Raw genomic sequence first — 12,304 nt, 5'->3', positions numbered from 1 at the left:
TAATGAAAAAACTGATCGTAGCCGCCCTCATCGCCATGACGTCCGGGGCCGCCCTCGCCGAAAACGAGCAAATTGTTTTCAGTACGCCAAACCTGGCCATGCCGTTTGAAGTTCACATGCAGCGCACGGCGGTAAAAGCCGCAAAAGAGATGGGCGTGAAGCTTCAGGTGCTGGACGGGCAGGGCAGTTCACCGAAGCAGGTGGCTGACCTGGAAAACGCCATCACCCGCGGCGCGCAGGGCTTTATCGTCTCCCCGAACGACGTGAATGCGGTCTCCAGCGCGGTGGATGAAATTCAGGATGCGAAGCTGCCGGTGGTCACCCTTGACCGTTCCGTCGACAGCCAGAAGAAGGTGCCGCACTTTGGCGCCAATAACTACAAAGGTGGCCAGGCGATTGGCGACTTCGTCAAAACCAAATTCCCCGACGGGGCGGAGATCATTCTGCTGACCGGCCAGCCGGGCTCCTCCTCCAACATCGAACGCACCAAAGGGATCCGCGACAGCCTGAAGGCAGGCGGGGATAAGTACAAGATCGTCGCCGATCAGACCGGCAACTGGATGCGTTCTGAAGGGATGCGCATCGTGGAAAGCGTGCTGCCCTCGCTGCCGAAACGTCCTCAGGTGATCCTCTCCGCCAACGACGACATGGCGCTGGGGGCGATTGAAGCGCTGCAGAGCCAGGGCGTGAAGCCGGGCGAAATTCTGGTCACCGGCTTTGATGCGGTACCGGAAGCGCTGGCCCGCGTGCGCGACGGCTGGCTGGCGGTGACGGCGGATCAGCGTCCGGGCTTTGCGGTGCAGACGGCGATGAGCCAGCTGGTGGCCAACGTGCGCGAGAAAAAAGCCATCACCGGGGCCGACTACCCGCCGACGCTGATCACCAAAGAGAACCTGCAGCAGGCTGAGCGTATCGGTGAGGCCGGTAACTGATTTATCCGCAGCCGCCGCTGGCGCGGCGGCTCACTCTAAAGGAGGAGCAGACCGATGTCGCAACCCTTACTGAAAGTGACCGACCTGGCAAAAAGCTTTTCCGGCGTCTGGGCGTTAAGCAGCGCCCAGCTGACCGTCGGCGCGGGCGAGATCCACGCCCTGCTGGGGGAAAACGGGGCGGGTAAATCCACGCTGCTGAAGGCGCTCGCGGGGGCGCAGCCGCAAACCCGCGGGGAGATCTGGTTCAACGGCGAAACGCTGCCGGTGGACGACTCCCCGGTGGAACGGCAGAACAAGGGCATTATCACCATCTATCAGGAATTCAACCTGCTGCCCAACATGACCGTCGCGGAAAACATGTTTCTCGGGCGCGAGCCGCGTAAACGTAACCTGATCGTCGACGAAAAGGCGGTCAATCAGGAGGCGCAGGTCATTCTCGACTATCTGCAGCTGAACGTTGCACCGACCACCCCGGTCGCCCGCCTGAGCGTTGCCCAGCAGCAGATGGTGGAGATCGCCCGGGCGCTGACCCTCAACGCCAGGCTAATCATTATGGACGAACCCTCCGCCGCGCTGAGCGACAGCGAGGTGGAAAGCCTGCACCGCGTGGTGCGCGAGCTTAAAAACCGTGGCGTGAGCATTATCTATGTCACCCACCGCCTGCACGAAGTTTTCCAGCTCTGCGACCGCTTCACCGTTTTCCAGGACGGCCGTTTCACCGGCACCGGCGCGGTGGCGGAGACCAACGTCGAACAACTGATCCGCCTGATGGTCGGGCGCGACGTGGCCTTTAATCGCCGTCCCGCCAGCGAAACCCATCATGAGGACAAACCCGTCCGTCTGGCGGTGAAGGGGCTGAGCCGCGAAAAGCCGCCCCTGGATCCGCACGGCATCGCCCTGCATGACATCAGCTTCCACGTTCACGCCGGGGAGGTCTTAGGCATTGCCGGACTGGTGGGCGCGGGACGCACCGAGGTGGCGCGCTGCCTGTTTGGCGCAGACGCGTTTACCGCCGGGAGCTTTGAGCTGGACGGCGTACCGTACCAGCCGCGCGACCCGCTCTATGCCCTCGACCAGGGCGTGGCGCTGGTACCGGAAGACCGCAAAAAAGAGGGGGCGGTGCTGGGACTGTCGATTCGCGACAACCTGTCGCTCTCCTGCCTCTCCTCGCTGCTGCAGTGGCGCTGGTTCGTGAACACCCGCAAAGAGGACGATCTGATCGAGTCCTACCGCAAGGCGCTGCAGATCAAAATGGTCAACAGCGCGCAGGAGGTGCGCAAGCTCTCCGGCGGTAACCAGCAAAAGGTGATCCTCGCGCGCTGCATGGCGCTCAACCCGCGGGTGCTGATCGTCGATGAGCCGACGCGCGGCATCGACGTGGGGACCAAATCGGAAGTGCACCAGGTGCTGTTTGACATGGCGAAAAAGGGCGTGGCGGTGATCGTGATTTCCTCCGATCTGCCTGAAGTGATGGCGGTGTCAGACCGGATCATCACCCTCAGCGAAGGCCGGGTGACCGGCGAGATCCACGGTGACGACGCTAACGAAGAACGGCTGATGACGATGATGGCCATCAACCACAACGCCCTGAACGCGGCATAACGGAGTTTCTCATGACGCAGATGATTTCTAAAACGCAGGCCCCGGTCAAACGCGCCGGACGCATCGATCCCATCGCCTTCTTCGAGCGCTTCGGGGTTCTGATTTTCATGATCCTGCTGCTGATCTTCTTCCAGTCGCAGAACAGCAATTTTTTCTCTGAACGCAATATTTTCAACATCCTGACCGAAGTCTCCATCTACGGGATCATGGCCGTGGGGATGACCTTTGTCATCCTGACTGCCGGGATTGACCTCTCCGTGGGCTCCATTCTGGCGGTCTGCGCCATGACCGCGGCGTACGTGATTAAGGGCGACAACTTCACCACCGTCGACCCGAACGCCTGGGGCGGCATGAGCTGGCTGATTGGGCTGGGGATTTGCCTGGCGATGGGCACGGCGATTGGCTTCCTGCACGGTCTGGGCGTGACCCGCCTGCGCCTGCCGCCGTTCATCGTGACCCTCGGCGGGATGACCATCTGGCGCGGCCTGACGCTGGTGATCAACGACGGCGCGCCGATTGCCGGTTTCGATCAGGGCTACCGCTGGTGGGGGCGCGGGGAGCTGTTCGGCATCTCCATTCCGATCTGGATCTTCGCCATCGTCGCCCTCGGCGGCTATCTGGCGTTGCATAAAACCCGCTGGGGCCGCTTCGTCTACGCCATCGGCGGTAACCCGGAGGCTGCGCGCCTGGCGGGGGTGAACGTCAAGCGCGTGCTGGTCAGCGTCTACGTGCTGATTGGCTGCCTGGCGGGGCTGGCGGGCTTCATTCTGAGCGCGCGTCTGGGGAGCGCCGAGGCGGTGGCCGGGATCTCCTTTGAGCTGCGCGTCATTGCCTCGGTGGTGATTGGCGGCACCTCGCTGATGGGCGGCTACGGGCGCATCGGCGGCACCATTATCGGCTCCATCATCATGGGGATTCTGATTAACGGCCTGGTGCTGATGAACGTCTCGGCCTACTACCAGCAGATTATCACCGGATTAATTATCGTTCTGGCGGTGGCGTTTGATACCTACGCCAAGAGCCGTCGCGGCGCACTGTGAGGATCACGATGAAAGAGGTTCGTATTGGATTGATTGGCACCGGGTATATCGGCAAGGCGCACGCTATCGCCTATGCCCAGGCCCCGACGGTGTTCAACCTGCGCGGCAGGCTGGTGCGCGAAATGGTGGCGGAAGTCACGCCGGAGCTGGCGGCAGCGCGCGCGCAGGCGTTTGGCTTCAACCGCTCCACCGGCGACTGGCGGGCGCTGGTGGCCGACCCGGCGATCGACGTGGTGGATATTTGCTCACCCAACCATCTGCATAAAGAGATGGCGCTGGAGGCGATCCGCCACGGCAAGCACGTCTACTCGGAGAAGCCGCTGGCGCTGAACGCCCACGACGCACGGGAGATGGTCGACGCCGCGAAGCGGGCCGGGGTGAAAACGCTGGTGGGGTTCAACTACATGAAAAACCCGACGGCACAGCTGGCGAAGGAGATTATTGCCCGCGGCGAGATTGGCGAGGTGATCCACTTCTACGGCACCCACAACGAAGACTATATGGCCGACCCGCGCTCGCCCATTCACTGGCACTGCTTCAAAGAGACCGCCGGGCTGGGAGCGCTGGGCGACCTCGCGGCGCATATCGTCAACATGGCCCAGTACCTGGTCGGGGAGATTGAGCAGGTTTGCGGCGACCTGAAGATCGTGGTCCCGGAACGCCCGGCGAAGGCCGACTCGTCGGACATGGTTGCCGTCGAAAACGAGGATCAGGCCCACGCCATGGTGCGCTTCGCGGGCGGGGCGCAGGGCGTGATTGAAACCTCCCGCGTCGCCTGCGGCCGCAAGATGGGGCTGTCGTACGTCATTACCGGGACGAAAGGCGCCATCAGCTTCACCCAGGAGCGCATGGCGGAGCTGAAGCTCTATCTGCATGACGATCCGGTTAACCGTCAGGGATTCCGCACCTTACTCGTTGGCCCTGCACACCCCGACTACGCCGCGTTCTGCATGGGCGCAGGCCACGGGATAGGCTTTAACGATCAAAAAACGGTGGAGGTGCGCGATCTGGTGGACGGGATTGCCGCCGACGTGCCGATGTGGCCGGACTTCGAAGAGGGCTGGAAGGTGTCGCGCGTGCTGGACGCGATCGCGCTCTCGCACCAGGAAGGCCGCTGGCTGAACGTGAACGACATTGTCTGATGAGGTATCAACGTGGAAAAGCAGTTTGATGTGATATGCATGGGCCGCGTGGCGGTAGACCTCTACAGTCAGCAGATTGGTGCCCGTCTGGAGGATGTGTCGAGCTTTGCCAAATACCTCGGCGGCTCGTCCGGCAACGTGGCGTACGGCACCGCGCGCCAGGGCCTGCGCTCGTCGATGCTGGCGCGTGTCGGCGATGAACATATGGGCCGCTTCCTGCGGGAAGAGCTTAACCAGGTGGGCTGCGATACCAGCCATCTGATTACTGATAAAGACCGCCTCACGGCGCTGGTGCTACTCGGCATTAAAGACCGGGACACCTTTCCTCTTATTTTTTATCGCGATAACTGCGCGGATATGGCCATTACGGCCAGCGATGTGGACGAAAGCTACATTGCCTCCGCACGTTGTCTTGCCATCACCGGGACTCACCTTTCTCATCCTCAGACCCGCGATGCGGTGCTGACGGCGCTGGGCTATGCCCGCCGTCACGGCGTGCGCACGGTGCTGGACATCGACTACCGTCCGGTGCTGTGGGGGCTGACCTCCTTAGGCGACGGTGAAACGCGCTTTATCGCCGCCGATAAGGTCACCCGCGAGCTGCAGGAGGTGCTGCACCTCTTCGACGTCATCGTCGGCACCGAGGAGGAGTTTCACATTGCGGGCGGCAGCACGGAGACCCTGCAGGCGCTGGGGCAGGTGCGTGCCGTGAGTGAAGCAACGCTGGTCTGCAAGCGCGGCGCCCTCGGCTGCTCGGTCTATACCGACGCCATTCCACCCCGGCTGGACGACGGCCTGACGGTGACTGGCGTGCGCGTGGAGGTGCTGAACGTCCTCGGCGCGGGGGACGCGTTTATGTCCGGCCTGCTGCGCGGCTACCTGAACGACGAGGGCTGGGAGCAGGCGTGTCGCTATGCCAACGCCTGCGGCGCGCTGGTGGTCTCGCGCCACGGCTGCGCCCCGGCGATGCCGAGCAAAATCGAGCTGGATGACTATCTCTCCCGCGCTGCGGATGTGCCGCGCCCGGACCTCGACCCGCGTCTGAACCACCTCCACCGGGTGACCACCCGCCGCCGCGAGTGGCCGGAGCTGTGCGTGATGGCCTTCGACCACCGCAGCCAGCTTGAGGATATGGCGCTGCAGTGCGGCGCGTCGATCGGGCGCATTCCGGCGCTGAAGCAGTTGATCCTGCAGGCCAGCCGCGAGGCGGCGAGCCGTGCCGGGCTGGAGGGCAAAGCTGGCCTGCTGTGCGACGGCACCTTTGGTCAGGACGCGCTGAACGCCATCACCGGCGAGGGGTGGTGGATTGGTCGCCCCATTGAGCTGCCGGGCTCGCGTCCGCTGGAGATGGAGCATGGCAACATTGGCACCCAGCTCATCAGCTGGCCGCAGGAGCACGTGGTGAAGTGTCTGGTCTTTTTCCATCCGGAAGACGCTCACGGCCTGCGCCTGGAGCAGGAGCAGAAAATTGCCGAGGTGTATCACGCCTGCTGCCGGTCCGGGCACGAGCTGCTGCTGGAGGTGATCCTTCCCGCCAGCATGCCGCGCAGCGACGAGCTCTACCTGCGCGCCATTTCCCGCTTCTACAACCTCGGCATTTATCCCGACTGGTGGAAGCTGCCGCCGCTCTCAGCGGAGGGCTGGACGGCGCTGAGCGAGATTATCGAACGCCGGGACCCGCACTGCCGCGGGGTGGTGATCCTCGGCCTGGACGCTCCGGCGGAACAGCTGCGCGCCGACTTTAGGGCCGCAGCGGGGCAGACGGTAGTAAAAGGCTTCGCCGTAGGGCGCACGCTGTTCGGCGATGCCTCCCGCGCGTGGCTGAAGCACGATATTGATGATGCGCAGCTGGTGGCGCGCATCCGGGACAACTACCTGCAGCTTATCGCCTGGTGGCGCGAGCGCGGACACGCATAATGGAGACGACAATGAGTGTACAACTGGGCATTAACCCGCTGACGTGGACGAACGACGATCTGCCTTCTCTCGGCGCGGAGACGTCGCTTGAGACCTGCCTGAGCGAAGGTAAAGAGGCCGGTTTCGCCGGTTTCGAGTTGGGTAATAAGTTCCCGCGCGAAGCGCGCCTGCTCGGCCCCATCCTTCAGCGCCACGACCTGCAGCTGGTCTCCGGCTGGTATTCCGGCCGCCTGCTGGAGCGCAGCGTGGAGGAGGAGATCGCCGCCGTGCAGTCCCACCTGACGCTCCTGCGCGAGCTGGGGGCGAAGGTGCTGGTCTTTGCGGAAGTGAGCGGCTGCATTCACGGCGAGCAGCAGACCCCGGTGCATCTGCGCCCGCGCTTCCCGCAGGCGCGCTGGAAGGAGTACGGCGAGAAGCTTACCGAATTTGCGCGCTACACCCAGCAGCAGGGCGTGCAGATTGCCTACCATCACCATATGGGCACGGTGATTGAGTCCGCCGACGACGTGGACAATCTGATGACCCACACCGGCGACGCGGTGGGGCTACTGCTGGATACCGGCCATCTTACCTTTGCCGGGGCCGATCCGCTGGCGGTGGCGCAGCGCTGGGCGTCGCGTATCAACCACGTTCACTGCAAAGACGTGCGTGCCGACGTGCTGGCGGATGTGAAAAACCGTAAAACCAGCTTCCTTGATGCGGTACTGAGCGGAGTGTTTACCGTGCCGGGCGACGGCTGCGTGGATTACCCGCCGATCATGCGGCTGCTGAAGGCGCAGAACTATCACGGCTGGCTGGTGGTGGAGGCGGAGCAGGATCCGGCCATTGCCCATCCGCTGACCTACGCCCGTCTGGGGTATAACAATCTGAGCCGTCTGGCGCGCGACGCCGGACTGATTTGAGGAGGTGACATGTCACGTCTGTTATCACGCTGGCAACAGCCGAACGCGGAGGGGCGCACCCAGTCCGTCACGCCGGAAAGCGCAGGGTGGGGGTACGTCGGCTTTGAGGCGTATGAGCTACAGGAGGGGCAGACGCTGACGCTGCCCGCCGTCCGCGAAGAGCGCTGCCTGGTGCTGGTGGCAGGACGCGCCTCCATCAGCACGCCTTCCGCGCAGTTTAACGACATCGGCGAGCGGATGAGCCCGTTCGAGCGCATCAAGCCGTGGGCGGTGTACGTCACTCCGCAGGAGACGGTGCAGGTGAAGGCGCTGACGACGCTGGAGCTGGCGGTCTGCGCTGCGCCGGGCAAGGGCACCTGTCCGACGCGGCTGATTGCGCCGCAGGATATCGACGGTGAAGCGCGCGGCAAGGGCCACAACCAGCGCTACGTGCATAACATTCTGCCGGAAGACAAGCCCGCCGACAGCCTGCTGGTGGTGGAGGTCTGGACCAACGAGGGCTGCACCAGCTCGTACCCGAGCCACAAGCACGACACGGATAACCCGCCTCAGGAGACGTATCTGGAGGAGACCTACTACCATCGCCTCAACCCGGAGCAGGGGTTCTGTATGCAGCGGGTTTACACCGACGACAGAGCGCTGGATGAGTGTATGGCGGTCTACAACCGTGACGTGGTCATGGTGCCGAAGGGATACCACCCGGTGGCGACGATGGCCGGGTATGACAGCTATTATCTCAACGTGATGGCCGGGCCGGTGCGCAAATGGATGTTCACCTGGGAAGAGGATCACGCGTGGATTAATCGGGATTATCCCGCGGATGGCGGGCGCTGAGGCTGTTTTTTGCCGGGTGGCGCTGCGCTTACCCGGCCTACAATTCGCAAAAAATTACTTTGCGTCAATCGCCTGCTCAATCGTCCGGGCAACGATCTGCGGCTGGCTCACCATCGACACGTGGCTCGCCGCCACCTCGGTGGTTTTCGCGTGGATCGTCTTTGCCATCGTACGCTCAAGATCGGGGTTGATCATTCGGTCATTCTTGCTGACCACAAACCAGCTCGGTTTGTCATGCCACGCCGCGTGGGCGACCTTTTCACCAAACGCCTCGGCCTTAATTGGCCCCTGCGTGGCTGCAATCGTATCTTGAATGGCTGGCTTCACGTCCGGCGCGAAATCCTTCCTGACGGCTTCCGTCGGCAGGTATAAATAGCCGTCCGCCGTTTTGGCAATGCCCGCGCTGCCCGGCGGTGCAGGGTAGCTTCCTGCCAGGTCCGCCGTCGACTGGCCGGAGTCCGGCGCGAAAGCCGCCACATACACCAGCGATTTTACCCGCGCATCGTTGCCCGCTTCGCTAATCACGGTGCCGCCCCAGGAGTGACCCACCAGCACTACGTCACCCCGCGCGCGGGCGATGGCCCGCTTTGTGGCGGCAACGTCATCTTTTAGCGACGTGAGCGGCAGCTGGACGGCAATGACCTCTGCGTGCTGTTTCTGCAACAGGGTAATGACCTTATTCCAGCTGCTGCCGTCCGCAAACGCGCCGTGGACCAACACGACGCTGGTTTTACTCTGCGCAAAGGCGCTGGCGGAAAGCGCCAGCAGGCCTGCCGTGACTACAGACAGTGCTTTCATCTTCAGACTCCTTAAAAATGGTGGACCGCCGCGTGGGGCGGGACGGTGAATTCAACGGTTTTGTGGTCGAGCGGCTTGTGCGTCGGGTCGGCCAGAATTATCGTCACCTTGTGTTTACCGGCGGGCAGCCCCACCAGGATCACCGGCTCTCCGCTGGTGTCAGCCCAGTGCCACGGTGCATCATCCACCACCACGTGAATGTGCCCGATGCGCGGGGTGACCTTGAGCGCGTCGGGCCCGAATACCGGCTCGATGCGAAGGTTTTCGGCGCGGTACTGGATAAACACCGCGCCTTTGCTCAGCGGCCCGGCAAGCGGCGGATCGACGATCAGTTTTGCAGGCGGCTGCGGCTGCGCCAGCGGGGCAACGGCGGCGGGGCCGTTAACGTCCGCGGCGCTCAGATTGTCCAGAGGTGTGGCCTGGGCACCTGCGACGGATGTCAGGACAAGCAGGGGGAAAATTACGTAGCGACGAATCATTGCTCTCTCTCCTCATCAGTTCTCAATGGCGACAGGGAAAGAAAACCATTTTTATGTATCGGAGATATTTGCCGGAGGGGGCGTTTTGTACCCGTTTGTCACCGTGGCCCGCGGGATACAGTGCGATACAGTTTGCCTCCCGGGACGGCGCACAATGGCTATCGCCAGCCCGGCAATCAGCAGCGTCAGGCCCGTCGATACCCCCATTGCACCCGCGATCCCCAGCGTTTTATTTAGCCACGCATAGGCATACGGTGAGGCTGCGGCCATAAGCTGACCGGGGATAAGCAGCATGCCCGTGCGGCGGGCATAGCTTTCCGCGCTAAACAGCTCCAGCGGCAGGGTGGCTTTGACAAGGGTAACCAGCCCGTTGATGGCCCCATAGCCCAGCACAAAGCCGGCCGCACACCAGACAAACAGGGCGCTGCTCAACCCAACAAGAAAACAGAGCGGCATGGCGAGAGCGGTAAAAAGCGTTAACGTGAAGGGCGTTAAGCGAGCCCCCGCCAGCACCTCCAGCGAGCGCGCGCCCGTCTGGCCGATTCCCCACAGCATGCCGATAGCGACCGGCAGGCCGTAGTGGGCAATAAACTCCGGCAGATGGGTGGAGGTGCCGTTAGAGACAAAGGTGATGAGGGCAATGAAGGCGGCATAAAGCCAGCCGTTTCGGCGCTCGTTGTTCAGCGGCGGTGCGGCGATTTTCGTCGTCACCGTCAGCCGCTGCCGGGGAAGCGTGCGGATCAGCAACGCGCTCAGCAGGCCAAGCAGGGCATAAATGCGTAATGCGTCCTGCCAGCGCATCACGTGAAGCAGCGCATCGCCCAGCGGCCAGAAGACGACGGAGGCCAGCCCGCCCGCCAGCGTGACGCGCGAGATTGTTCTTCGCGCCTGCTGTCCGTAGAGGTTGACCAGCGCGGCGAAGAGCGCATCGTACAGCGACAGGCGCATTCCCACGCCTGCGACCAGCCAGGCGCCGTACCAGCCATAAAGCGTCCGGGTATACGCCATACAGGCACAGCTTGCGGCGATCAGCAGCGTTCCGCCCATCACCACCTTCTGACCGCCAAAGCGTGCCAGCAGGCGGGCGACAAAAGGGGATACTACCGCCATCACCAGCATCGCCAGCGTCAGGCCGAGGTAAATCTGCGGTGATGACCATCCCCGGTCGGCTGAAATGGCCAGCGCAAAGGTGCCGGGCATATAAAACGAGATCCCCCAGTTGATGAGCTGATTGCACCCGGCCGTGAGGGCGAGGCGGTGTGGCAGGGCAGGTATTTCCATGAGTGTTCATTCCGCTATGCAGTTGTCCTGAGCATAACGGGCGCGGTATTGTGCTGGCAGGGCCGCAACCTTATGCGCGGTATAAGAGAAACTTTGAATGACGACGCTTAATCTGGGCTATCTCGCCACCTTCCGTCTGGTGATCCAGCGCGGCAGTTTTTCAGCGGCAGCGGACGTGCTGGGCCTCTCCCAGCCCGCCGTCAGCCTGCAAATACGCCAGCTGGAGCAGTTTCTGCAAACGCGGCTGGTGGAGCGTACCGGGCGAGGGATTAAGGCGACGGCTGCCGGAGAAACCTTGCTGGCGCACGGGGAGCGTATTCAGCAGGTGGTGGATGACGCCATCCGGGCCGTGAATGCGTTTAGCCACGACGTAAGCGGCACCATTACCCTTGGCACGGGGGCAACGGCCTGCATCCATCTTCTGCCGCCGCTGCTGGAGCAGCTACGCCGCGACTATCCGCTCCTGAGCGTGGGGGTCACGACGGGCAACACCCTCGACATCGTCAGAGCTATCGAAGAGAACCGTCTCGATATGGGGCTGGTCACGCTGCCGGTGAGTGGCAGAGCGCTGGACGTGATGCCGGTGATGGACGAAGAGTTTGTCTTTATCGCCTCAAGGGAACAGCAGGCTGTATTCAGGGACTTCACCCCAGCCGCGCTGCACGCTCATCCGCTGATAGCCTTTGAATCAGGTAGTGGGACCCGGGCGCTGATCGACGGCTGGTTTGCCGCCCAGGGTTTAGCGATCGCGCCGGTGATGCAGCTTGGCAGCATCGAGGCGATCAAACGGATGGTTCGCGCAGGGCTGGGCTACAGCATCGTGCCGCGCATGGCGGTGGAACAGGAGGTCGATCGCGAAGGGCTATGGGTGATGTCGCTGATGCCCATGCTGCAGCGGCAGCTGGCGGTGGTCATGCGGCAGGATAAAATCCTCAGCAAAGGGATCGCGGCCCTTATTCGGCTCGTGCAGCATCCTTCGGCGGTTTAGCGGTCAGCGGTGTCGACGGTCAGGCTGGATTGCTGCGACTGGGTTTTATCCTGATGGTGGTACCAGGCGCCAATCGAAGAGTAAACGAAGCGGCCAAAGAAAAACAGGAAGCTGATGAGCAGTATGATGCGGGTCATTCGGGTGTTAAATCGATGTCGTTTGCGCATACGCGTGACCTGACTCACTCTGTTTTTCCTGGATAAGCCCTTCCGGGCGATAAGGATATTAAGGCACAGCGAGAAGATGGGGTCAATTCTGTGATGTGTAAATAACCGTCAATGTTTACATTAATTAATGTTATTGAAATTAATCAACGCATTTACCATATTGATAATATGAAGAAAAAGATGTCGAAAAAACGCCACAAAATGTTATTTGCGTAAAGTAGT

Annotated in this window: 12 protein-coding genes; 8 read left to right on the top strand and 4 right to left on the bottom strand. The window is 62.2% G+C overall.

From position 1 onward, the window contains the following. The first annotated feature begins 2 nt into the window (after positions 1 to 2). Genes BMW97_RS15860 through iolB form a run of 7 tightly spaced genes read left to right on the top strand, consistent with a single transcriptional unit; the run spans position 3 to position 8,369 of the window. Entirely contained in the window at positions 3 to 932 is a 930-nt protein-coding gene (locus BMW97_RS15860) for a sugar ABC transporter substrate-binding protein (RefSeq protein ID WP_008502118.1), read from the top strand. 54 nt (positions 933 to 986) lie between these two features. Further along, entirely contained in the window at positions 987 to 2,534 is a 1,548-nt protein-coding gene (locus BMW97_RS15855; RefSeq protein ID WP_032675318.1) for a sugar ABC transporter ATP-binding protein, read from the top strand. Positions 2,535 to 2,545: 11 nt separating this feature from the next. Continuing rightward, positions 2,546 to 3,574, top strand: coding sequence for an ABC transporter permease (locus BMW97_RS15850; RefSeq protein WP_045908572.1), 1,029 nt, complete (start codon positions 2,546 to 2,548; stop codon positions 3,572 to 3,574). A gap of 8 nt (positions 3,575 to 3,582) precedes the next feature. Then, a complete protein-coding gene (locus BMW97_RS15845) occupies positions 3,583 to 4,716 on the top strand; it encodes a Gfo/Idh/MocA family protein (RefSeq protein ID WP_045908573.1) in 1,134 nt (377 codons plus the stop codon). 12 nt (positions 4,717 to 4,728) lie between these two features. Continuing rightward, positions 4,729 to 6,633 (top strand): bifunctional 5-dehydro-2-deoxygluconokinase/5-dehydro-2-deoxyphosphogluconate aldolase, encoded by a 1,905-nt coding sequence (gene iolC / locus BMW97_RS15840; protein ID WP_045908574.1) that lies wholly within the window; start codon positions 4,729 to 4,731, stop codon positions 6,631 to 6,633. Positions 6,634 to 6,644: 11 nt separating this feature from the next. Then, positions 6,645 to 7,535, top strand: a complete 891-nt coding sequence (iolE, locus tag BMW97_RS15835; protein ID WP_045908575.1) for a myo-inosose-2 dehydratase — start codon at positions 6,645 to 6,647, stop codon at positions 7,533 to 7,535. Between the two features lie 9 nt (positions 7,536 to 7,544). Next, complete coding sequence (gene iolB, locus BMW97_RS15830; RefSeq protein WP_045908576.1) at positions 7,545 to 8,369, top strand: 5-deoxy-glucuronate isomerase; 825 nt, start codon at positions 7,545 to 7,547, stop codon at positions 8,367 to 8,369. A 54-nt stretch (positions 8,370 to 8,423) separates the two neighbouring features. Here the strand turns inward: iolB and BMW97_RS15825 are convergent, their stop codons facing one another. Genes BMW97_RS15825 through BMW97_RS15815 form a run of 3 tightly spaced genes read right to left on the bottom strand, consistent with a single transcriptional unit; the run spans position 8,424 to position 10,927 of the window. Beyond that, complete coding sequence (locus tag BMW97_RS15825) at positions 8,424 to 9,167, bottom strand: alpha/beta fold hydrolase (protein ID WP_045908577.1); 744 nt, start codon at positions 9,165 to 9,167, stop codon at positions 8,424 to 8,426. Between the two features lie 11 nt (positions 9,168 to 9,178). Beyond that, positions 9,179 to 9,646, bottom strand: a complete 468-nt coding sequence (locus tag BMW97_RS15820; RefSeq protein ID WP_032675311.1) for a DUF6130 family protein — start codon at positions 9,644 to 9,646, stop codon at positions 9,179 to 9,181. Positions 9,647 to 9,697: 51 nt separating this feature from the next. Then, positions 9,698 to 10,927 carry an MFS transporter gene (locus BMW97_RS15815; protein WP_045908578.1) on the bottom strand — a complete coding sequence of 410 codons (1,230 nt, stop codon included), beginning with the start codon at positions 10,925 to 10,927 and terminating at the stop codon, positions 9,698 to 9,700. A gap of 97 nt (positions 10,928 to 11,024) precedes the next feature. Here BMW97_RS15815 and BMW97_RS15810 point away from each other — a divergent pair, with 97 nt between their 5' ends. After that, the gene (locus BMW97_RS15810; RefSeq protein ID WP_045908579.1) at positions 11,025 to 11,915 is read left to right on the top strand and encodes a LysR family transcriptional regulator; all 891 of its coding nucleotides are present in this window, start codon (positions 11,025 to 11,027) and stop codon (positions 11,913 to 11,915) included. Here BMW97_RS15810 and BMW97_RS15805 read toward each other — a convergent pair. Continuing rightward, entirely contained in the window at positions 11,912 to 12,100 is a 189-nt protein-coding gene (locus BMW97_RS15805; protein ID WP_021241815.1) for a YfgG family protein, read from the bottom strand. The genes BMW97_RS15810 and BMW97_RS15805 overlap by 4 nt on opposite strands. Positions 12,101 to 12,304 lie beyond the last annotated feature (204 nt).

It is taken from the genome of Enterobacter sp. NFIX58 (assembly GCF_900110475.1).
In the GTDB taxonomy this organism is placed as follows: Bacteria; Pseudomonadota; Gammaproteobacteria; order Enterobacterales; family Enterobacteriaceae; genus Enterobacter; species Enterobacter quasiroggenkampii.
The sequence above is the reverse complement of the archived record's forward strand: the minus strand, read 5'-3'. Positions and strand labels throughout refer to the sequence as shown.

Coding starts and splice junctions, on each gene's coding strand:
- BMW97_RS15860 (WP_008502118.1), top strand. CDS start 3: ATGAAAAAACTGATCGTAGCCGCCCTCATCGCCATGACGTCCGGGGCC.
- BMW97_RS15855 (WP_032675318.1), top strand. CDS start 987: ATGTCGCAACCCTTACTGAAAGTGACCGACCTGGCAAAAAGCTTTTCC.
- BMW97_RS15850 (WP_045908572.1), top strand. CDS start 2,546: ATGACGCAGATGATTTCTAAAACGCAGGCCCCGGTCAAACGCGCCGGA.
- BMW97_RS15845 (WP_045908573.1), top strand. CDS start 3,583: ATGAAAGAGGTTCGTATTGGATTGATTGGCACCGGGTATATCGGCAAG.
- iolE (WP_045908575.1), top strand. CDS start 6,645: ATGAGTGTACAACTGGGCATTAACCCGCTGACGTGGACGAACGACGAT.
- iolB (WP_045908576.1), top strand. CDS start 7,545: ATGTCACGTCTGTTATCACGCTGGCAACAGCCGAACGCGGAGGGGCGC.
- BMW97_RS15825 (WP_045908577.1), bottom strand. CDS start 9,167: ATGAAAGCACTGTCTGTAGTCACGGCAGGCCTGCTGGCGCTTTCCGCC.
- BMW97_RS15820 (WP_032675311.1), bottom strand. CDS start 9,646: ATGATTCGTCGCTACGTAATTTTCCCCCTGCTTGTCCTGACATCCGTC.
- BMW97_RS15815 (WP_045908578.1), bottom strand. CDS start 10,927: ATGGAAATACCTGCCCTGCCACACCGCCTCGCCCTCACGGCCGGGTGC.
- BMW97_RS15810 (WP_045908579.1), top strand. CDS start 11,025: ATGACGACGCTTAATCTGGGCTATCTCGCCACCTTCCGTCTGGTGATC.